This window comes from Bacillus cereus group sp. BfR-BA-01382, assembly GCF_022663475.1.
GTDB lineage: Bacteria > Bacillota > Bacilli > Bacillales > Bacillaceae_G > Bacillus_A > Bacillus_A thuringiensis_S.
The window spans coordinates 1-22496 of the sequence record NZ_JAKUFQ010000090.1 but is presented as its reverse complement, the minus strand read 5'-3'; the positions used below and the strand labels follow the sequence as shown (position 1 = coordinate 22496).

Sequence of the window (22496 nt, the reverse complement as noted above, 5' to 3'; positions counted from 1 at the left end):
TCATTCTCAAGAATTCAAATTTATTAAAAGCAAATCTTTCATTGAAGGAAATTCAAGACACGCTAACTTTTTTATCTTCCCCCTTTATCAACGGTATAAGAAAGACTAAAGACGGTTATTACGCTATGGGGTCTTTAAATGAGATATCTAAAACATTTCAATTTTATGGAGGGATATCAGAAAACCGCTAAATGGATTTGAACTGCCCAAATAAAGTTAGACATGCCGCTTCATTAGGCTACCTTTAGACTTTAGGTCACGAGGATATTAAAACAACATCGAGTATCAACCTCCACTTTTATCCAAATGAAAAATTTTGAGATTGCTAAGAATATGAGTGGTACAATAAATCACCCTACTTCACATGTTAAACCAAAATTAAGTTCAACGGTAATCATTCATACCAGCTTAATCCCTTATCGAATTAACTTTTAATCTAAAGTCTTATTCAAATAGATAAGTAACCATCTATTTATCATCGGAATAAAAAGATGGTTACTTTTTACACATTACCTCTATAACTTCTTAATACATTTAAATATTATCTGACAGGAAATCGTGGTTCTTCAGAGTATGAATTATCTAATAAATTTTCAACTGTCAGTTGATGTTTATTCAATAATTCTTGGATTTTTCTTTCTGATAAATCATCAAAACTAAACGATTTAAATTCTTTATAAAACTTCCTCACATTTTCTACAAGTGAATATAACCTATTGGATCTCATAATTTGTACAGATTTATTAAAGCCAGCTGCACTTGAAACCATTTTAGTTGAAATAATCATTAAGTTTTTTGTTTTTTTATCTCCGTAAATTCTTTCAAACCAAGCACACGCGTTGTTCATTTGACCACTTTCATCTTTTGTTATTTTATCTCTCTCTAGATTTACGTTATTTTTACATTCTGTTACTAAGAATGTGTCATCATTTAGTTTCCATAGGTTATCCGGACCTTCTTTCCATTCTTTATCCGGTCGTTGACTTTCAAAACCTAGTACACCTGCTAGATTATCAAAAGCTTGTTCAAAAACATCTGAGGCAACGCCAAATTTTAATTTACTTAGGGTATTATCTAATTCTACAACTAAATCATCATAAGATTCATGACTACGTACCCATTCACAAATCTTTTCAATACGTTTTGCACTTAATGATGGTATTTTTGCGACTTCCATACCTTCAATTGGTTTTAATAAAAATCTATTTTTTCTATGGGCAATAACCTGAAACTTATTCGATTCAATTCTTGAATACGAATAATAGTATCGAGCAATATCTTGCAGATACCATCCTCGCTCTTCATCAGTCTTCATATAAGTATCAATTAATTTTTGAATTGTTTGGATAGCCCCTTCGTAATCCCCTTTAGAATATTTATCTTCTGCAACTCTTTCAAGATGGAAGATTTCTAAAATGTCATTCTCTCTAGTTTCTGAAGATATAGCATCCATCCTTTCAGTATAAAACCCTTTCCATCCTTCATCTCTTGTTAAACACTGATTGAGTAAATCTATAAAAGCCTTTTTAGGTTCTACACCTGATTTTATATCTTCCTTTGCATACTCAGCAATTTCCAAACCTAATTCGATTTGAGTTCTAGTTTGAATAGAGTAATTTTGTCTTACTCGCCTATTTCTAATTGCCTGTACCAACTCAGGACCAGTTAGTATTATGGCACAATAATCTTTTTCACCTCGAACAGCTCTACCAAGAGCTTGTTCAATAGTTTGTGTCAATTTGATAGTTATAAAATCACTGTTACCTAAACACCCTTCAATATACCGGTCATACAACGTAGAAGAAAAAGGCTTAGAATCAACAACTAAAACTCTACAACTACTATCTGGAAGATCAATACCATCGTATCTATTAACAATCACAAGTGTTTTCCCGAACTTCTTTTCTTTTAGTTTATTAATTTCTGAAACTATATTGTCCTTTCTAGCAATTACAGATCCATAACTTTCCCAGTCTTGGATTGATTTAAAACTTGGCACTAAAGCTACTACACCAAATTTAGTCTGCATTGGCTTACCAAAAACACTTACTATTTCTCCTCTGTTTAGTGACTCATCTATCAACGAGGGAATTAAAATCATCTTTTCTCCAGACCATTTCTCATTTTCAAGTTGTAAAGGATTCTTGACTGTGTCTGAAGATAATCCAAGTCCCTTTATTAAAAATGAATCATCTGTTATAGTAGCCGACATAAAAATTCTATGTTCCGCTTTCTCAAAGGTACCAAACATATACAATGGATTTTTATAGGGTAAAATCTCAAGGCTAGTACCAGAAATTATGCATTGACACTCTTGAATAATGTCTTTCAAAATCGGCCAACTAAATTTAATAAAGTTCAAATTACTGTATTTAGATAAAATCTCCGAAACTTCTTTATGTAAATCTTTCCAACGCCAATATGGAATTAAAGAAATAGCATCATATGACTTTCTCTTTATATCTGCAAATGTTCCTGCACCTTGATTTTGGATATCGTCTGAAAAAAGTTCAAGAATTTCTTGATATGCATTTGAATCTTGAGGCAATGTTATTTTAAATGCATCTTTAATAATATCAATGCAGGCGTGAGCATCATCTAAAAGAATAGATGAAACAGGTAAAGATCTAGCTCCTATACCAAATTTAGATTCACCATTGAATAGTTTTTGAACTGTAGTTATAAGGATGGCTTTAGAATCAATAAATTCATCTGGTAATTCTGGCGAATCCATTGTCACATATTTTATCCCAAAGCTAGCAGCTTGCTCACAAGCTTGATTTACTAATTGGTGGTTGTGGCATAAATATAATGCTGGTCCTTTATCTTCATTAAGTTTAGACTGTAGCATTAAAAGACCCGTAATGGTTTTACCTTGACCAGTATGTAATTTCATTACAACGTCTTTTTTATTTTTAAAATCTTTATACCATTTGTCTAAGATTTGAATTTGTACAGGTCTTAACGGTCCCTTTTCAGAAGAACGATCTAACGTATCATATATTTCAATTGGATTAACTTTTCTTTCTACAGTTTTTGTCAAAAGTCTATTCTTAAAATTAACCATATTATTACACCTCAAATTATTATTTTTGATAAGTATTATAATTAATATTAGACTACACAGCTCAATATATATTATACCTTATATGAAATATATTCCATAACGAAATTGATATTTCAAATTATATAAATTGACCTTATGGTATCAATAGTGGTATCAATAAACAAAAAAGCTTGGAGCAAACCTAATATTTATAGGCTCTCCAAGCTTTTTCTAGTTATTATTTAATTATTCCCACTCAATCGTAATAGGTATGGGATAAGTATTGATATATAGCTACTTCATCTATTTTTTAATTATTTGGTGGGGCAATTGGTGGTGAATAAACATATTATCGAGCATTCAACGAATTTATGCAAACTAAATAACAAGCAAAATCTCCAAATCTCTTTCTATCACTTTCAATAATCCCCAACTTGTCAAACCACACCGAACTCCAATTTTGTTGTTTCATATAATTTGCAATTACTTTTAGATTTATCATAAATGTATTGTGTTGATGTGTTCGGGAATCATCAATGTCTCTACGCTCTTCTGACGTCTGTATACTCCATTCAGCACGAGTATTCGCATAAACGATAGCAGATTTAATCATATCTTCCCAAAACTCCTTAAAATCACTATCGCTGGTATTAGCAGACTGTAATATTTGAGAGTAAATTTCTTCAGCTTCTTGAAAAGTTAAACTATCTTTTTCTTCTAAATATGTTTTATACGTCAACATAAACCTCTCTCCATTCCCCATGTATAGTATCCTTTTCAAAGGTTGAATATCTTTTCTTTTCAGTATCATATTTTAAGACCGGAATATTGCCGCTTTTTTCAACAGTACCATCAATATAAAAATGACTTTCTCCATCCCAATAAACCTTTCCAAGATATTCTTTTTTATTTGCTATCTCCACACTTGAAATATGCCCTGCAATAATATCTTTATAAAAATATCCTGTCTCAGCTGGGTACTTTTGTGTGAAATACTCTTTAGGAGTGCCATGTTTCCACAAATCTTCGGCTTCTTCTAAAATACCAGCATGGACAAATATTTGTTGGTCTGTTTCAAAGTAACGAAGCTGTTTAGAAATATTCAGTAACCATTTCAACAAATCACCATGTTTCTTCTTAATAGCTTCCTTTAATGCCTCACTTACTTTTTCATATGAATAAGTTAAAGGCTGAAAAGTATCAAAAATCTCTCTATACTCCTCAACAGTAAGGAAACTTTTAAATGTACATATATCTGGCTCTTGAAATAACAATTTAAAATCATCCTCTTGGGAATATAACCAATGAAGGAATACTTCATCATGATTTCCTACCAAAACAATAACTTGATCCACATGATTTTCATGTAATTCTTTTATGTAATATAAAACCTTACATGAATCATTTCCTCCATCCACGTAATCACCTAGGAAGATAATTTTATTTTCTTTATTCTTTAAATCAACATTTTTCAACGAATCAATCATTTCATTGTAATAACCATGAATATCGCTAATCGCATATATCGTAGCCATTTATTCATCCCTTCTTTTTTTTATAACTTGATTTCCATTAAAGATTATCTTCGTATATTCGGCAGTCTCTATTTTTATATTCCCTGACATCTCCTCAGCAATTGCCATATCAGCTCCACTCCACATATGAGCATAATGTTTTAAAGTAATCTCGGGACTTGAATGACCCATACGTTGAGATAAAACTAGCACCGACACATTAAATTCATTAATAAGATATGAAGCATGAGAATGACGCAATCCCTTTGCTTGTATCTTTTTCACTCCTGCAAATTTAGAATATCGCTCAATAATTCGTGATATCGTTGATTTAATCATCGGTAGACCATCATAACTAAACACAAAATCATTTTCCTTACCTAATCCAATCTCTGTTTGCCTACTTTTCCAGTCATTTAAAATTTTGATAGTGTCATCATCCAATGCTACTATTCTCTTTCCATCTTCTGTTTTCGTATATGAATTCCGTTTCCAATCCGCTCTGTTTTTCATAATAAGCATATGATGAATCCGTATACGTTTCTTTGTTAAATCAATGTCATTCCAATATAAAGCTGTTCCTTCATTCACACGAATCCCTGTCATATAATAAACCCATAACATAACGAAATTTAAGTGTTCATAAAAATCACCAATATAAATTTGATTTATCACTTTTTCAAATTCTTGTTTTGTCCAATAGGGTACAATAGCTTTTCCTTTGTTAATTGCCCTAACCTTTTTTGAAATATTGTATTCTAAGTATTGCATTTCAACAGCTTTATCTAAACTTTTACGAAATGTTCCAAAAACTAAACTCGCATAAGATTGAGAATACCCTGCTCCTCCATTTTCTTGACTTGTTAATAACCATGTACGAAAATTTTGTACGTCCTCGACTGAAATAGAACGGAGAGGAATTGAAGCAAATCTATCTCTTATCTTTTCCAATATTCTTTGCTTAATAGAAAAGGTACTTTCTTCAACTTCTGTTTGATAATACGCTATATATACAGTATTCATAAATTGCTCGTAAGTCATTTTATAGTTAGCGTAACTATTGACTTTATGATATTCTCTTTTTAATCGAGTTAACTCTTTGTTAGCTTCGAACGCGGAAGAAAAGGGCTTTCCATTAACGTCTTTTCTTCCTTTTTTTCGTATTCGTTTTCCTGTAATCCGATCAATGCCAAATTCTGATTGATAAAAGAAATTTCCCTTATCATCAACATATACACCAGGGTATTTCGTTGTTTGCTGCGTCATTGGGAATTACTCATTTCTGTTATAAGAGAAACTCCTAAAATGGATTCAACCACATCCCTCGGTACTCTCCCCAGTCTCTTGTTGTTATAATACGGACAACCTTTTTGCACCATGATTGCTTTTGCTTGCCTAATTAGTGAAACAGCTTGATATTTCTTATATCCTAGTTTAATTAAATCATCTTTACATATTGTTGTACCCATCACAACAACCCCTTTCCACGCTAATATTCATCCTCACTCATAAGTTCTAAAATACGTTGTTCAATTAATGTTTGGTCGGACTCAGTGATTTTTTCTTTCCCCATATGTATTAACTCTTTCAAATAAAGATCAGCATATTTTTCACCATATACGCGCCTAAATGACTCATAGAGCATACTGATTGATTTTACCGTAGCATTTTCAACCCAATTTTTCTTTTTCTTTAAAGTGAGCTTTTCACGCTCTACTTTTAAGGGAATTTCCTCAATACCATCTACAAGTTTTTGCCACCATCTCATTGTAGGAAGTCTATTTTTATTATGTAAGTCACTAGCACCCTTAGGTTGTGTCTTGAAACAATAATGAGCTGATAAAATACCTTTAACTATGGTATTAAGTGGTTTCCCATTCGATATTTGAAGAGCAACTTGCATTGCTTTATTTCCAGTCAGCTCTAGTTCCCATCTGACCCACTTTTCAACATTTACAATTTCACCTGCATTATCTCTTCTTTCTTGTTTTTTATCATAGATTCTTAATATTTGCGGAGATGCACCAATATACAATGTAAAACCGGTCAATTTCCCATCAAGAATCCTACCACTATTTATTTCAATAAATTTATGACTTTTCGTACTTAACTGCCCTCGTTTCACATAATCCTGCAACACTTTTACAGATGGAGTAGCATCATCAAAAATATCTAAAGCCAAATCTATTCTTGATACTTTACCTTGTATTTCTAAAATAACTGATACAAATTTGTACCAATGCCAACCATCAATCCTCGACATGTGTTCTTCATATTGTCTACACGCTTGTCCAGGCATATCTATAAGAACACTACTGTGACTTCGTGAGGAATGAAGCTTTATATTCGCAAAGCTAATGCACATATCATAAGTAGGATATGGAGACCCCTTAATCTCTGAAGAAAATTCAGAGATTGGGATTCCTAAAATTCCATCAGCGACTGCCTGTAACTCACTATTTGGAATCGAACAACGAAGGTAATCAATTAAGCACTGATTACTTCGCTTTTGACTCATGTACTTCACCAATAGTGTAACTATCAGCTTCAATTTTGAGTTCTGAATACTGCCATGTATCGATCATTGGCTTACCTTGTCCGACAAATGTTTTCTTTTGCACCTTTTTAGGTTTTACTTTAAGCCCTGTAAAAGAAATTGGAATAAATTCGCCATCTTCGTAATCATCAAAGATAGGTAAACTATCTTGCTTTTCAATAACTACAGTAATAGGCGAACCAATTTCAGTACCACCATTTTGTAATACAAGCTCAATAAATGGTCTATCGTAAACTTTAAATGTTATTGCATACTTACCTGTTTCAACTAGCTCACCATTTAGATTCTTTTCTTTTTCAATTCGAGTAGCAAAGCCATCCTTTTGCACCAACATTGCTGTAGGAACTTTAAATTGTTTAATGTCAAAATGAAAATCACCTAATTCAACATTTTCCGAGTCATTTAAAGAATGTAATCTTGACGATTTTAAAATTAATTTTCCCATGCTTCCAACCCCTTTTTATCATTTTTTAATCCCGAACTCTCGGGATTTTGAGTAACCTTCCAAACCTAGGGCCCCAACCGATTGAATCATTTCCATTGAGGGTATTACACCCGTGTTACTCAACGGGCGGCTTCGCTAATCTTAGTTATTTATAAGAGTTGAGCAAAGAACGCTCAACTGGACCTCACGTTTCACGAGCGTTTCTTGCCACTCCGTTTGGCGACCCCAGTCGCCACCGAAACCCTCGCAAAACGAGAGGTTATATTGAAATGTTTAACTGTAATATCTTAATTCTGCAATAAAATTAAATTCCTTATAGTCAAGAAATGGAGTCTCTAGATACTTCGGCTTGCTCCAACCTAATCCATCAAGAAAAATATACCCTGTCCCTTGACCGCTAACTGTCTCCAATCCTTCTAAATCTCCAAACACCATTCTGTAAGCTTCATTACTCATGTTTCCTAACGCAATTCGAACACTCAAATTGTCTCGAAGCTCAGTCGGAATATTAGAAGCGTTCGGCTGCTGAGTAGATAGAATAACGAACACGCCCATCTCACGCCCTTTAAGAATGATCTCAGTTAGATTTGACATGGTTTCAGCAAAGGTTTTCTTATCAGCTCCAGCCCTAAACGCACCTAATTCATCAAACACTAAAAATATAGGCTCCAAACCATAGTCAACATATGAAGCTCCGTAGACGAAATTTTCAGGATTTTCTTTGTAAATAGCAAACCTCTCCATCATTTGTTCTTTTACTTCACGAGTTAATCTAGCAATATTATTGGTTTCACTAGCAACATATTCTTTACCCCAAAAATGTTGAATACTTGATAAATCCGAGCGTTTAGGGTCACAGATATAGACTGTGGCTCGCATTTTTTTCATTTCAATAATTAAGTAGTTCAAAAACGTTGTCTTTCCTCCACCTGTAACTCCAGCAAGAAGAAGATGAGGTTGTTTTAATACATTCCAAGTAAGGTTACTGTTAAACGGAATATAAATACTATCGTTATGACCTTTCCCTTGATCACTTGCCATCACTATACGTTTATCTTGTTTTTTTCTAAAGTAATAATCACAATAAGAAATTTTATCTACTTTGTTATAAACGGTTGAGCCAACCAATGCACTCAGTCCTGTATCGAGAGAACTTATCTTATCGTTAAAAACATCAGCATTTTTATAGCCACGTACAATCAGAGTTTCCTCGTCCTCACAAAAACCAAATACTGCACTGTTTGTCACAACTTTTACACGTTCAATATTATTTTCCGAGTCCTTTTTTTCTATCATTTCTGTTTCATACAACTTATTAGCCTTTATAAAATACAAAAGTTTTCCGGCAATTTTAGAAGGCTTGTTACGTTGCCTATAATAGAATTTCCAAATTTTGAATAAGAGATAAACTAATACAGGCAATAAAATAAAATCTGTAGTTGTATAAAAGAGACCCAAAAAATTGATAGTAGGAAATAAAGGAGCTAACAGTACAACTAACCAAAAAGAAATTAACGATCCAATGACACACATCCAAAATAAGACATTTATATGATTCTTATCGCCTGTATAAGATACAAGTTTAAAATCATCTTTTATACTTCTCTTTTTAATAATTCGAGTTATAAAACAAAATAAATTTGTCATGTATTAGCTTCTTTCTTCTCAAATTTAGAATGAGGAAGAGAGAAATCACCTCACTCAATTCCGTTTTCGGTATCTCTTTTTACTTTTAAGTCTAATCTTCTTTTAAACAAGCCCTCAACATACTTTACTTTATTATTTAATGCTACTAACACTTGATTGGCTTCTTCCTCCGTAAAGGCATAACGATTTGTTGAAAGATTACTAATTAAGTCGATTTCCTTTAATGTTCTTGCCAAACGTTTTTTTACTAATTTTTGAAATCTTTCTTCTTTTATTTTCATGCAAATCTCCTCTTTCTCTCTTAAATTAATCTTCAATTACAATTTCGCCATTATCACCAATGTGATAATCACCGTTTCCGATAGCTACAGACTCCATATACTCTTCTAAATAATCAATGACTTCAAGTTGTTCCTCATCTGACAAATTTTCAAACTCTTCTTCAAGCATTTCAATTAATACCTCCTTCATGAATTTAAATCACGCAAATAAGCACCAAATTGCGTTAAAATAATATTATCACCTTAAGTTCACCTGGTCAACACCAAAAAAACATATATTTGCGTGATTTTTTGGTGAGTTAATATTATAAATAAATATTTGCTCTCGAAAAAGGCAAATGTACAAAGACAAGATAGTTTAAACTTTTATTTATAAAAAAAAGACATCCTAAGATGCCTTTCTACTCTGTAACAAATTTAAATACATAGTACATAAAAAATAGACAAGATAGATATGCTAGTCTGCCAGCAATCGATTCTCTCATAAATTTCATAAGTATGACTTTGACAAGCAATGCTAAGAATAACGGTATAAACAGTACCATAGCAAGTTTGATCGCTATGTCATTTATTGTTGGATTAAATGGTTCAAAATTAATTATAATATTCACTTACCCTTCTATTATCCGTTTATTTTTATAATATAATTATATAAATAGGCTCACTAAAAAGATACCATAAGGTTCCTTCCTCCAACTGAACCATCTTAATTTTACTCGGTTCTGTTGGAAATATAGGAAGCATTTCAAGGAACAATCAGGATTCCTACCGGAATTGTTCTTTTTTATCATATGCATGGCTTCTACTCCTATATGATATTACCCTATATAACAAAAAAAGCACCGCTATGGATGCTTTAGCCTACATATTCTTCAATTTTACTAAAGATACCATTAATAGCAGGTACTACGCATGCAGACGCTACAATTGCAGAAATAAGTTTAACAAAAAACAAGCTTACAGTCATATTAACACCCCCTGCTCTAATAATAAGCGGGAAACATTACATGAATTTTAAAATCATATTATACTAATATTAATTTTTATTTATTTTTGTTACAAAGATAAACACGTTCATTAAAGAGCTTGTTTTAATACAGCAACTAATTCATTTATACTTTTCATTTCTTCAATAAAGTCTTCATGTCTTTGTATAGCAAAATAAAAAGGCTAATCTAAAATGATTAACCTTTGTTTTAATATTTATTTTTCTTCTTTTTTCTTCTTTTCCATTAGTTCAACTTGATTTTTTAGTGCATATCCAATAGCAAAGCCTTGAGTTACTTTTCCTCCTCCAGATTCTTCACTAATCAATTTTTGCAACTTTGTTAAGTTCTCTTTTGCTTCAATAGATAATGTAATTGTCATTCTCATAAAATTGCCTCCTATAAATAAACATCCTATTACGTGTCATTTTACCACCAATATGGTGATTTCACAATTTAGTAGAAAAATTATTGAATACACCCTTATCAATTAACCCCCCAAGATATATATCTTGGGGGGTCTTTTGGTGGTGAATACTATCATAAATCAAGCATTTAAAACATTTAACAAGTTGAAAAACGCTTTAAGATAGGCTTCACAAATATTATTAATTTAATGTCTTATTCCCACTCAATAGTTGCTGGTGGCTTACTCGTTACATCATACACGATACGGTTAACGTGTTTCACTTCGTTTACGATACGAACAGAGATTTTCTCTAGTACGTCCCAAGGGATACGTGCCCAGTCAGCTGTCATACCGTCGATAGATGTTACCGCGCGGATACCTACTGTGTAATCGTAAGTACGCTCGTCACCCATAACACCTACGCTACGCATGCCAGGAAGCGCAGTGAAGTATTGCCAGATTTCGCGGTCTAATCCTGCTTTAATAATTTCTTCACGTAAAATCGCATCAGATTCACGAACGATTTCTAATTTCTCTTCTGTGATTTCACCTAATACACGAATACCAAGACCAGGACCTGGGAATGGTTGACGCCATACGATTTCATCAGGAATTCCTAGTTCAGATCCTAATACACGTACTTCATCTTTAAATAACGTATTTAAAGGCTCAATTAATTTGAACTGCATGTCTTCTGGAAGTCCACCAACGTTATGGTGAGATTTAATTGTTTGTGCAGTTGCTGTACCACTTTCAACGATGTCTGTGTAAAGTGTACCTTGTGCTAAGAAGTCCATACCTTGTAATTTAGAAGCTTCATCATCAAATACGTAAATGAATTCATTACCAATGATTTTACGTTTTTGTTCTGGATCTTCTACACCTTTTAACTTGTTCATGAAACGTTCTTGTGCATCCACTTTAATAACGTTCATGTGGAAGCCTTCGCTGAATGTTTTCATAACGCCTTCCGCTTCACCTTTACGAAGTAAACCATGGTCAACGAAAATACATGTTAATTGATCGCCGATTGCTTTATGAATTAATACTGCTACAACAGAAGAGTCTACACCGCCGCTAAGTGCGCATAGTACTTTTTTGTCTCCAACAGTTTCACGAATTTTCTCTAGTTCTACTTCGATAAAGTTCTCCATGTTCCATCCTTCAGAACAACCACATACACCGAATACGAAGTTTTTAATTAAATCGTTACCGTGCTCAGAGTGACGTACTTCTGGGTGGAATTGTACACCGTATAAGTTTTTCTCTTCATTGCTCATACCAGCAATTGGACAAGACTCACTTGTTGCGTCTACTACAAATCCTTCAGGTAAACCAGTTACTAAGTCGCCATGGCTCATCCATACAACTTGCTCTTCTGGAAGGTTCGCATATAATTTTGATTCGTTCTCTACTTTAAGAACAGCTTTTCCGTACTCACGGTGGTTGGCACGCTCTACTTTACCACCGAAGTGTTGTGTCATAAGCTGCATACCGTAACAGATACCGAAAATCGGTAATCCTAGTTCGAAGATTTTTTCATCACAATGTAATGCACCTTCACCGTATACGCTATTTGGTCCACCAGAGAAAATAATCCCTTTTGGATTCATTGCTTTAATTTCTTCTGCAGTAATTGTATGTGGATGAAGTTCACTGTATACACCGAACTCACGAATTCGACGTGCTATTAACTGATTGTATTGACTTCCAAAATCTAAAACGATAATTGTATCGTGTTGCTTCTTCAAAATAATCACCCCAACGTTAGTTCTCGTATATAAATATTTTCACCAATTTGGCGAAAAGCATTACTAATATAATAAAAAAAGCCAGTCCTCCGCCTCTAGTCTCATAACAAAGAAAAGGCAGGGGTCTGGCTTTATAAAGAAAGATAGTCTCCGCTCTTTATAAATATAAGACACACTGCCTTCATAGTCAGGTTGTTTACGGTAACCCGGTAGAGACTCTCAAACCATATCATTGAGGATATATGAAGGATCGTTTTATATTATCTTCCTAGATTCTAACAATGAAGTATCTATATGGTCAAGAGAGAAAGCGACAAAATTCTACAGAAATTCATTTCCTTTTCTAAAAAACATAAAAAAACATCCATTTCTATATAGAAATGGATGTTTTTTAGGGCAAACGGAATTACATCATTCCGCCCATACCGCCCATGCCCATGCCGCCCATGTCAGGCATTGCTGGTGCATTTGGTTCTGGCTTGTCAGCTACTACAGCTTCAGTTGTTAAGAACATAGCTGCAACAGATGCTGCGTTTTGAAGTGCAGAACGAGTTACTTTAGCTGGATCTACGATACCAGACTCAAGCATGTTAACCCATTCGCCAGTAGCTGCATTGAAACCAACGCCTACTTTTTCGCCTTTTAGACGCTCTACAACTACAGATCCTTCTAGACCAGCGTTGATTGCGATTTGACGAACTGGCTCTTCTAGTGCGCGAAGTACGATGTTGATACCTGTTGCTTCGTCGCCTTCAGCTACGATAGAAGCTACTTTCGTGTATACGTTCATAAGTGAAGTACCACCACCTGCAACGATACCTTCTTCTACTGCTGCACGAGTTGAGTTAAGTGCATCTTCAATGCGAAGTTTGCGCTCTTTTAACTCAGTTTCAGTTGCTGCACCTACTTTAATTACCGCTACGCCACCTGCTAGTTTAGCAAGACGCTCTTGTAATTTTTCACGATCGAATTCAGAAGTTGTTTCTTCTAATTGCGCACGGATTTGACCGATACGAGCTGCGATTTGCTCTGTATTTCCAATACCTTCAACTACAGTTGTGTTTTCTTTTGTAACAACAACTTTACCAGCGCGTCCTAAAGATTCAACTGTAGCAGATTTTAAGTCACGACCTAATTCTTCAGTGATTACTTCGCCACCAGTTAAGATTGCGATATCTTCTAGCATTGCTTTACGACGGTCACCAAATCCAGGAGCTTTAACAGCTACTACGTTGAATGTACCACGAAGTTTGTTCACTACTAATGTAGCTAAAGCTTCGCCTTCTACATCTTCAGCAATGATAAGAAGTGGTTTACCTTGTTGTACCACTTGCTCTAATACTGGTAAGATTTCTTGGATGTTAGAAATCTTTTTGTCAGTAATTAAGATGTATGGGTTATCAAGAACTGCTTCCATTTTGTCAGAATCAGTAATCATGTAAGGAGATGCATATCCACGATCAAATTGCATACCTTCTACTACGTCTAATTCTGTTGTGAATCCTTTAGACTCTTCTAAAGTAATAACGCCATCGTTACCAACGCGCTCCATTGCTTCAGCGATTAATTGACCTACTTCTTCGTCAGCTGCAGAAATAGCAGCTACTTGCGCGATAGAAGATTTGCCTTCGATTGGTTTAGAAATCGTTTTTAATTCTTCAATTGCAGCAGTAACAGCTTTTTCGATACCTTTACGAAGACCCATTGGGTTAGCACCAGCTGTTACGTTTTTAAGACCTTCACGAATCATAGCTTGCGCTAATACAGTTGCAGTTGTTGTTCCGTCACCAGCTACATCATTTGTTTTGCTAGCAACTTCTGCTACTAATTTCGCACCCATGTTTTCGAATGCATCTTCTAATTCGATTTCTTTTGCGATTGTTACACCATCATTTGTAATAAGTGGTGAACCGAATTTTTTCTCAAGTACAACGTTACGACCTTTTGGTCCAAGCGTTACTTTTACTGCGTTTGCAAGAGTGTCGACACCGCGAAGCATCGAACGACGTGCTTCTTCACTAAATTTAATATCTTTTGCCATAATAATTGACCCCCTTGGATTTTTTTAAGATTTATATAATTAACCGATAACTGCTAAAATGTCACTTTCACGTAAAATCAAGTAGTCTGTACCTTCATATTTCACTTCAGTACCTGCATATTTTGAGAAGATGATAAGATCACCTGCTGCTACCTCTAAAGCAACACGCTCACCATTTTCAAGCACTCGACCAGTACCTACTGCAACAACTTTACCCTCTTGTGGTTTTTCTTTTGCAGTGTCTGGTAATACAATACCACTTGCTGTTTTTTCTTCTGCTTGAACAAGCTCAATTACAACGCGATCACCTAATGGCTTTAGCATGAACAATAACCTCCTCATTTTGTTATGTAAATTTTATTTATTAGCACTCAAGTCACCCGAGTGCTAACACACTTATAATAATAAATAATCTCAATTTCTTTTGCAAGTAAAAAAATCATAATTTTTTCGCAAATTACTATATAAACTTTCTATATAGAATACTGCCTCTACTATATGAATCGTTGTTTCCCCTACTCGTATGTTACAATATGAAAGACACCCTAAGTTGTTTTCGCTAAACGTACAACTTTTTCCTGTCTCCTACTTTAATTTAAAATACGTATTTACAAAAAAATCATAATTCGAATGAAAGTTTATATCGTAGATAACATATTTACATGTTATCCTACCTCATCTCATACACTAGAGTTAGAAAGGATGGTTAAACCATTTGAAGAAACAATACTGGTGGATTATCGTTACATACATTTTAATGCAATTATCTGGCGCTGTTGGATTACCACTTCTCCTAAAAACAGGACTCTATGATAATAGAGGATTTACCATTGAGGAAAAAGGACAAATCATAATGGGACACTGGGCAATTATTAGCTTCTTTGTTGCATTATGTATCGTACTTTGGTTACTTAGAACAGATATTCGCGACAGACATTTAGATGCAACGCGCTCTTCTGTTCCAGCTACAATTGGGTGGATTTTCATCGGATTATTCTTAGCTTTCTTTTCACAAATAGTTGCCGGTATGATCGAGATGCAGCTACTAGGAATTAAACAAGGTTCAGAAAATACAATGAAACTGATGGAAATTGCACGAACTACTCCTTGGTTCCTTATTGTTGTATCTATAATCGGACCTATCTTAGAAGAAATCGTATTTAGAAAAATTCTATTCGGTGCACTTTATAAGAAGTTCAACTTCTTTATTGCAGCTATCATTAGTTCACTTGTATTCGCAGCAATTCATTTTGATTTTACTCACTTATTGGTATACACTGCTATGGGGCTCGTATTCGCCTTCTTATATGTGAAGACGAAGCGCATTATCGTTCCTATTGCAGCTCATGTTGCGATGAATACATTAGTCGCTATTGGGCAAATTTTTATGAGCAATGAGCAAATTCAAGAAATGATTAAAGAAGCTGAAAAAATGCAAGGATTTATCGGAGGATTTTTTGTATGAGAAACTCACCATTGTTCATGGCTGCACTATACTTCCTTCTTGGATGTATCTTTACACGCTTCGCCATTACGAACGTGACAGATACAATCTGGAATGTGTGGACAATACTATTTGCAGTTATGGCAACAATTGATTTTAATTTGGCACTTCGCCTTATATTAGTTAAATTCACAAAGAAGAAACAATAATAAAACGCAGAGGTCGCTTCCTCTGCGTTTTATTGTGGATAGTTTTTCAAAAAGTAAACTAATGTTTGTAACTCTACAGCTAAATCAATATGATGAATTCTAATATTCTCTGATACGTTTAATCGTGCTGGTGTGAAATTCAAAATACCGTGCACGCTCGTTTCAGCTAATCTATCTGCTACAGCTTGTGCTACTGTAGCCGGTACTGTTAATATTGCCACTTGTATATCATTTGATAATCTCTCTTCTAATTCATCTAAATGATATACAGGAATGCCCCCGATTTCTGTTCCAACTTTCTCTTCACTAACATCAAATGCCATTTCAATTTTTGTATTATTGTTTTTCGTGAAATTATAATGTAAGAAAGCGGTCCCTAAATTACCTACTCCAATAAGTGCTACACGCGTTATATCATCTTGATCAAGTGTTTCGCGGAAAAATGATAATAAATAATTTACGTTATATCCATATCCCTTTTTCCCTAATGCTCCAAAATACGAAAAATCTCTTCGTATTGTTGCGGAATCTACTTTTACCGCTTCACTCAATTCGGCCGATGAAACACGCTGCTTACCAGAAAGAGATAAGTTTTGGATAAATCGATAGTATAGAGGCAATCTTTTAGCAGTGGCTTGTGGAATCTTTTGCTGATCCATATGACCTCTCCTCTCTTCCTATCTTTATTCATATACTTTAATCAAATACAGAAGTTTAGCACTCATTAAATTCCTTGTATAATAAAGAGAAGAAGTATTCTCTCTTTATTTTAAACTATACACTATTTTTAGTATGATTGAGAAATATAAACATGGCAAAGTTAAGAAATTATTTGAGGTGAGAACATTGATTTTATTACAAGTAAATGGACTTTCGAAATTATACGGTGCAGAAACAATTCTTGCAAACATAAAATTGGAAGTACAAACAAAAGATCGTATCGCATTAGTTGGAAGGAATGGAGCTGGAAAATCTACATTATTAAAAATTATCGCTGGTGAGTTATCACATGATGGTGGCGAAATTATAAAACCGAAAGATGTCTCAATCGGGTATTTAGCTCAAAATACTGGCCTAGAAACGTCTTTAACAATTTGGGATGAAATGCTAACCGTCTTTACCCACTTACAGCAAATGGAGACAAAACTTCGAAAGCTTGAGCAAGAAATGGGAAAAGAAGAAAACTTTTCAAACGAAGCTATATATGAAAGATTGTTAGCTGATTATGACCAATTGCAACTCAATTATAAAGATCAAGGTGGATATCAATACGAAGCGGATATTCGCTCCATTTTAAGCGGCCTTGGCTTCCCAGTTGAAACACACCAGACGACGATCTCTACTTTAAGTGGCGGGCAAAAAACAAGATTAGCTCTCGGGAAATTATTATTAACAAAACCAGACTTACTTATTTTGGACGAGCCTACAAACCATTTAGACATTGAAACATTAACATGGCTTGAGCAATATTTACAAGGTTATCCTGGCGCAATATTAATCGTTTCCCATGACCGTTATTTCTTAGACAAACTCGTTACACAAGTATATGAAATTTCGAATAAAGAAAGCAGACGATTTGTTGGTAACTACAGTAAATATTTAGACTTAAAATCAGCATTATATGATCAAGAAATGAAACGTTACGAAAAACAACAAGATGAAATCGCAAAACTTGAGGACTTCGTTCAAAAGAATATAGCTCGCGCTTCTACAACGAAACGTGCTCAAAGTCGCCGTAAACAACTAGACAGAATGGAATTATTAACGAGACCATTAGGGGATTCTAAGTCAGCATCATTCCACTTCGATATTGAAAAGCAAAGTGGAAATGATGTTTTACAAGTAAAAGATGCAACCATCGGCTATGAGGAGGACCCTATAATTGAACACGTAACTATGCGCTTAACTCGCGGAGATAGTGTTGCCTTAGTTGGTCCAAACGGAATTGGGAAATCCACATTATTAAAATCTATTGTGAATAAGTTACCACTATTAAATGGTAATGTTTCTTTCGGATCAAATGTATCTGTTGGCTATTATGACCAAGAACAAGCAAATTTAACATCTTCTAAACGGGTTTTAAATGAACTATGGGATGAATATCCACTGCAACCTGAAAAAGAAATCCGTACTATACTCGGGAATTTTTTATTCACAGGAGATGATGTACTGAAACCAGTATCTTCCCTTAGTGGTGGACAAAAAGCTCGATTAGCTCTTGCGAAACTTATGATGCAAAAGTCAAATTTATTAATTCTGGATGAGCCTACGAACCACCTTGATTTAAATAGTAAAGAGATTTTAGAGAATGCTTTAATTGATTATCCAGGGACTCTTCTATTTGTCTCACATGACCGCTACTTTATTAACCGTGTAACAACGACTGTGGTTGAGTTATCAACAGAAGGCGCACAGGAATATTTAGGGGATTACGATTACTATGTGGAGAAGAAAAATGAAATGATTGAACGTGCAGCATTTGAACAACAAGAACAGCAAGAAAATCAGGCACCTGTTCAAAAAACTGTAGCTCAAGAAAAATTAAATTATCTCGAAGGAAAAGAGCGTAAACAATTAGAACGTCAACGCACTCGAAAAATTGAAGAGCTAGAACAAAATATCGTAAACTTAGAAGAAGAAATTGCTACGTTAGAAGATCAACTTTGCTTACCAGAAATATATGCAGATTATGAAAAAGCTAGTGAAATTACAACTAAAAAACAAACGCTACAAGAACAGCTTGAAACTTGTATGGCAGAGTGGGAAGAGCTGCATGTATAAGAGTATTTAAATAAGGAAGATGTCTCATCAGTCATGATTTTTGACTATGCGACATCTTTTTTCTTTAAGTACATAAATAATTTTTTGGATATATCAATGGTAACTGGGAATATATCAACGATTTTTCAAATACATCTATCGTAACCCTATATACATAAACGATTCGACACGAAATATCGATTTACCGACAAGGATTGACAATATCAGCACCCTCTATAATGGAGGGATATTAAAAAATGTTTTTCGGGGATATCTTCTTGCTTTTTATTTCCCGAAAAACAATACACTCAAAGGTCAGACTTCATCTAGTTTATCCACAAGTTTATACACATATCCACCTTTATAAAATAACTATTAAACCAACTTTTCCACATTACCCACAGCCAACGAAAAAGTTATCAACACTTTATATACACAATAAAACCCACATTATCAACAGATAACATGGGTTTTATCCACAAGCTGTGGTTAATTATGTGCATAACTATGCTTCAATATCTAATCCTGGATTCGCATTTAAGGCTAATGTTGCACGCTTGCCTTGTTCATACGCAATTGTCCCTGCCGCTGCAATCATTGCTGCATTATCTGTGCATAAAGATAGCGGTGGAATAATTAGTTCAATGTTTTCTTTTTTTGCAAATTCTTCTTCTAATCGGGCACGAAGTCCTTTATTAGCAGCTACTCCACCAGCAAGAAGTAATTGCTTTACATTATAAGCTGCTGCTGCACGAGCTGCTTTCGTTACAAGTACATCTATTACACTTTCTTGGAAACTTGCCGCTAAATCTTCTGGTTTAATTTCTATACCACGTTGTTTCGCGTTATGCACAGTGTTGATAACTGCTGATTTCAATCCACTAAAGCTAAAATCATATGAATCCGGTTCTAGCCATGCACGAGGCAAATCAATTGTTGGTTCTCCTTCATGTGCAAGGCGATCAATATGAGGACCACCTGGATATGGCATAGATAACGTACGAGCTACTTTATCATATGCTTCTCCAGCTGCATCATCTCGCGTTTCACCAATTACTTCAAATGAACCATGTTCTTTCATATAAACAAGTTCTGTATGCCCACCAGATACAACAAGTGATAATAGCGGGAATTGCACTTCTTTTACTAAACGGTTCGCATAAATATGACCAGCAATATGATGAACACCGACTAGCGGAATATCATGTGCAAAAGCTACTGCCTTCGCTGCATTTACCCCAATTAGAAGTGCTCCTACTAAACCAGGCCCTTCTGTTACAGCGATTGCATCAATATCATCAAATGTTATGTTTGCTTCTTTTAAAGCTTCTTCTAACACAACTGTAATTTCTTCTACATGATGACGGGATGCAATCTCTGGTACAACGCCGCCAAAACGTTTATGACTTTCAATTTGTGATGCAACGACATTCGCAATAATTTCCGTCCCATTTTTAACAACCGCTACCGCTGTTTCATCACAGCTCGTTTCAATCCCAAGTATAATCGTATTTTTTTCCATTATATATTCACCCACATTACAAGACCATCTTCCTGATTGTCTGCATAGTATCGTTTACGAATTCCACCATTTTGAAATCCATATTTTTTGTATAACTGCTTTGCTACTTCATTTGATACACGTACTTCAAGCGTCATTGTTTTTACCCCTAGTTCTTTCGCTTCTGAAATAACTGCTTTCAATAAGGCATCTCCTAACTTTTGACCTCGGTATTCTGGCAAAATAGCTATATTTGTTATATGTGATTCATCAATAATTATCCACAATCCACAATACCCGATTACACGACCATCTTTTTCTAACACAATATAATGTGCATGTTCATTCATCGTTAATTCACGGTGAAAAGCATCTGCAGTCCAAGGAGTTGAAAAAGATACTTCTTCAATAGCTACAATTTGAGCAATATCATCAAGTTCCATCTTTCTAAATATCATATCCATCTTCTGCAAGGCCCCTACTTGTTTTGACTTTCTAACCACTTTGTTTCAGCTTCAGCTAAACGAAGATAGCTCGGAACAAACGTATGCACATCATGTTCTTCTTTTTGTAATCCTAAAAATGCTAGCTCACTTGGTCTTGGATTATTTTTAGTAAAAGGAGCGAATACAGCTTGATCACCTAAATATTCTATAATTGTTTCTTTATGCAATTTAACATCATTACCGATAAATAAAACAGGCTGTCCTTTATCTTTTAACATTTGCAACCAGTCTACAATAAGAATAATTCGGTCTTCTTCTATTGAAGTTAACTGCTCTCCTTCGTATGTATATAATCCAGTATAGATTTGCCCACGCCTTCCATCAAATAAAGGACAAATTAATCCATTAAAGTTAGCACCGTTTGCAGCTACTACCTCTAAACTTGATACACCTACAATTGGTATTTGAAGTGACCAAGCTAATGTTTTTGCCGCTGTCACGCCTATGCGAACACCTGTATATGATCCAGGTCCAGCAGCTACAACGATTTTAGTTAATTCCTTCGGTTTTACACCACATTCTTTTAACAGTTGCTCTACAGCTGGCATAAGACGTACAGAATGGTTTTTCGTCAAATTTGTAATGATTTCCCCAATCACTTTTCCTTCCTCAATAAGGGATACACCCATTACGTAATTTGAAGTATCAATTGCTAGTACTTTCATCTTGTAATAGCTCCTCACATAATCTAATATAGCGATCTCCAATTGGCTCGAGTATAATTTTTCTTGTGTCATCTCCCGCATGGAATAAACTAATTTGTAACTTTTCATTCGGTAAATATGCTTCTATTAAATGAGCCCATTCCACTACCGTAATTCCTTCACCGTAGAAATACTCATCAAAGCCTAAGTCCTCTTCGCTTTCTGCTAAGCGATACACGTCCATATGATATAGCGGTAATCTTCCTTTATATTCTTTAATAATATTAAAGGTAGGACTATTTACAACTCTTTTCACTCCAAGACCTTTTGCTAGTCCCTTTGTAAAAGTCGTCTTACCAGCTCCAAGATCTCCTTCTAAAATAATTACATCTTGTGCCTCTACGAGTTCACCTAGTTTTTCTGATAATCTTTGTGTTTCCGCAGAAGATTTTGTTGTTACTTCATATTTGCTCACAGACTTCACCTACTTTACTCACAATGTTCTCTGCTCTTTATTATACAGGTTTTGAATATATAAAAAAGTCCTTAGGAGTTGTCCTAAGGATAGTTTGACTGTCTTTATTAGTTTTTTGTTAAAACAAATAAAAAAATACGAAACAACTTGTTTCGTTCTTTTCTTTATATAAAATGGCGGTCCCGACCGGGGTCGAACCGGCGATCTCCTGCGTGACAGGCAGGCATGTTAACCACTACACCACGGGACCATTTGGTTGCGGGGACAGGATTTGAACCTG

23 protein-coding genes, 1 tRNA gene, 1 pseudogene and 1 riboswitch are annotated in these 22496 nt (G+C 34.6%); of the genes and pseudogenes, 4 read left to right on the top strand and 21 right to left on the bottom strand.

Translation table 11 applies throughout. The annotated features are described in order from the left end of the window. A pseudogene (locus MR160_RS25980) lies at positions 1-191 on the top strand (restriction endonuclease); the annotation flags it as partial. Positions 192-541: 350 nt separating this feature from the next. Here the strand turns inward: MR160_RS25980 and MR160_RS25975 are convergent. From MR160_RS25975 to groES, 15 genes are all read right to left on the bottom strand, one after another. After that, positions 542-3067, bottom strand: coding sequence for a DEAD/DEAH box helicase (locus MR160_RS25975; protein WP_242298430.1), 2526 nt, complete (start codon positions 3065-3067; stop codon positions 542-544). Positions 3068-3395: 328 nt separating this feature from the next. Beyond that, positions 3396-3788 carry a hypothetical protein gene (locus tag MR160_RS25970; RefSeq protein ID WP_242298428.1) on the bottom strand — a complete coding sequence of 131 codons (393 nt, stop codon included), beginning with the start codon at positions 3786-3788 and terminating at the stop codon, positions 3396-3398. After that, positions 3775-4581, bottom strand: a complete 807-nt coding sequence (locus MR160_RS25965) for a metallophosphoesterase (RefSeq protein ID WP_000201444.1) — start codon at positions 4579-4581, stop codon at positions 3775-3777. The genes MR160_RS25970 and MR160_RS25965 overlap by 14 nt, the downstream gene beginning before the upstream one ends. Further along, complete coding sequence (locus MR160_RS25960) at positions 4582-5826, bottom strand: tyrosine-type recombinase/integrase (RefSeq protein ID WP_242298426.1); 1245 nt, start codon at positions 5824-5826, stop codon at positions 4582-4584. Further along, positions 5823-6029, bottom strand: coding sequence for a DUF3173 domain-containing protein (locus MR160_RS25955; protein ID WP_000537369.1), 207 nt, complete (start codon positions 6027-6029; stop codon positions 5823-5825). Before MR160_RS25955 ends, MR160_RS25960 begins: the two co-directional genes overlap by 4 nt. Positions 6030-6049: 20 nt before the next feature. Further along, positions 6050-7078 (bottom strand): replication initiation factor domain-containing protein, encoded by a 1029-nt coding sequence (locus MR160_RS25950; protein WP_242298423.1) that lies wholly within the window; start codon positions 7076-7078, stop codon positions 6050-6052. Next, a complete protein-coding gene (locus MR160_RS25945) occupies positions 7059-7562 on the bottom strand; it encodes a hypothetical protein (protein ID WP_000517195.1) in 504 nt (167 codons plus the stop codon). The genes MR160_RS25950 and MR160_RS25945 overlap by 20 nt, the downstream gene beginning before the upstream one ends. A gap of 273 nt (positions 7563-7835) precedes the next feature. Then, positions 7836-9209, bottom strand: coding sequence for an FtsK/SpoIIIE domain-containing protein (locus tag MR160_RS25940; RefSeq protein ID WP_242298422.1), 1374 nt, complete (start codon positions 9207-9209; stop codon positions 7836-7838). A 50-nt stretch (positions 9210-9259) separates the two neighbouring features. Further along, entirely contained in the window at positions 9260-9490 is a 231-nt protein-coding gene (locus MR160_RS25935) for a hypothetical protein (RefSeq protein WP_000692815.1), read from the bottom strand. Positions 9491-9515: 25 nt separating this feature from the next. Next, on the bottom strand, positions 9516-9659 hold the full coding sequence (locus MR160_RS25930) for a hypothetical protein (RefSeq protein ID WP_000888881.1): 144 nt from the start codon (positions 9657-9659) through the stop codon (positions 9516-9518). A 232-nt stretch (positions 9660-9891) separates the two neighbouring features. Beyond that, on the bottom strand, positions 9892-10101 hold the full coding sequence (locus MR160_RS35170) for a hypothetical protein (RefSeq protein WP_001021331.1): 210 nt from the start codon (positions 10099-10101) through the stop codon (positions 9892-9894). Between the two features lie 592 nt (positions 10102-10693). Next, positions 10694-10864, bottom strand: coding sequence for a hypothetical protein (locus MR160_RS25920; protein WP_162837641.1), 171 nt, complete (start codon positions 10862-10864; stop codon positions 10694-10696). Positions 10865-11097: 233 nt separating this feature from the next. After that, positions 11098-12636 (bottom strand): glutamine-hydrolyzing GMP synthase, encoded by a 1539-nt coding sequence (gene guaA / locus MR160_RS25915; RefSeq protein ID WP_000743914.1) that lies wholly within the window; start codon positions 12634-12636, stop codon positions 11098-11100. Positions 12637-12800: 164 nt separating this feature from the next. Further along, positions 12801-12902, bottom strand: a riboswitch (purine riboswitch). A gap of 140 nt (positions 12903-13042) precedes the next feature. Then, entirely contained in the window at positions 13043-14677 is a 1635-nt protein-coding gene (gene groL / locus MR160_RS25910) for a chaperonin GroEL (RefSeq protein ID WP_001029992.1), read from the bottom strand. A 39-nt stretch (positions 14678-14716) separates the two neighbouring features. Then, positions 14717-15001, bottom strand: coding sequence for a co-chaperone GroES (gene groES / locus MR160_RS25905; RefSeq protein WP_000917311.1), 285 nt, complete (start codon positions 14999-15001; stop codon positions 14717-14719). 391 nt (positions 15002-15392) lie between these two features. Here groES and MR160_RS25900 point away from each other — a divergent pair, with 391 nt between their 5' ends. Both MR160_RS25900 and MR160_RS25895 read left to right on the top strand, forming a co-directional pair. After that, positions 15393-16142: a CPBP family intramembrane glutamic endopeptidase gene (locus MR160_RS25900; RefSeq protein ID WP_000745315.1), complete on the top strand. Its 750-nt coding sequence runs from the start codon at positions 15393-15395 to the stop codon at positions 16140-16142. Continuing rightward, positions 16139-16330: a YdiK family protein gene (locus MR160_RS25895; RefSeq protein WP_001246204.1), complete on the top strand. Its 192-nt coding sequence runs from the start codon at positions 16139-16141 to the stop codon at positions 16328-16330. Before MR160_RS25900 ends, MR160_RS25895 begins: the two co-directional genes overlap by 4 nt. 29 nt (positions 16331-16359) lie before the next feature. Here the strand turns inward: MR160_RS25895 and MR160_RS25890 are convergent, their stop codons facing one another. Next, complete coding sequence (locus tag MR160_RS25890; RefSeq protein WP_000372699.1) at positions 16360-16989, bottom strand: redox-sensing transcriptional repressor Rex; 630 nt, start codon at positions 16987-16989, stop codon at positions 16360-16362. Between the two features lie 187 nt (positions 16990-17176). On the opposite strand from MR160_RS25890, the gene MR160_RS25885 reads away from it, so the two are divergent. Next, positions 17177-19111, top strand: a complete 1935-nt coding sequence (locus MR160_RS25885; RefSeq protein ID WP_000602173.1) for an ABC-F family ATP-binding cassette domain-containing protein — start codon at positions 17177-17179, stop codon at positions 19109-19111. A 484-nt stretch (positions 19112-19595) separates the two neighbouring features. Here the strand turns inward: MR160_RS25885 and tsaD are convergent, their stop codons facing one another. The 5 genes from tsaD to MR160_RS25860 form a co-directional block, all read right to left on the bottom strand. Beyond that, positions 19596-20612, bottom strand: a complete 1017-nt coding sequence (gene tsaD / locus MR160_RS25880) for a tRNA (adenosine(37)-N6)-threonylcarbamoyltransferase complex transferase subunit TsaD (protein ID WP_000414591.1) — start codon at positions 20610-20612, stop codon at positions 19596-19598. Continuing rightward, on the bottom strand, positions 20612-21055 hold the full coding sequence (rimI, locus tag MR160_RS25875; RefSeq protein ID WP_000367207.1) for a ribosomal protein S18-alanine N-acetyltransferase: 444 nt from the start codon (positions 21053-21055) through the stop codon (positions 20612-20614). The genes tsaD and rimI overlap by 1 nt, the downstream gene beginning before the upstream one ends. Before the next feature lie 14 nt (positions 21056-21069). Further along, a complete protein-coding gene (gene tsaB / locus MR160_RS25870; RefSeq protein ID WP_000865746.1) occupies positions 21070-21762 on the bottom strand; it encodes a tRNA (adenosine(37)-N6)-threonylcarbamoyltransferase complex dimerization subunit type 1 TsaB in 693 nt (230 codons plus the stop codon). Continuing rightward, entirely contained in the window at positions 21743-22216 is a 474-nt protein-coding gene (gene tsaE, locus MR160_RS25865) for a tRNA (adenosine(37)-N6)-threonylcarbamoyltransferase complex ATPase subunit type 1 TsaE (protein WP_000049640.1), read from the bottom strand. Before tsaE ends, tsaB begins: the two co-directional genes overlap by 20 nt. 174 nt (positions 22217-22390) lie before the next feature. Then, positions 22391-22466: transfer RNA gene (locus tag MR160_RS25860), tRNA-Asp, on the bottom strand. Between the last annotated feature and the right edge of the window lie 30 nt (positions 22467-22496).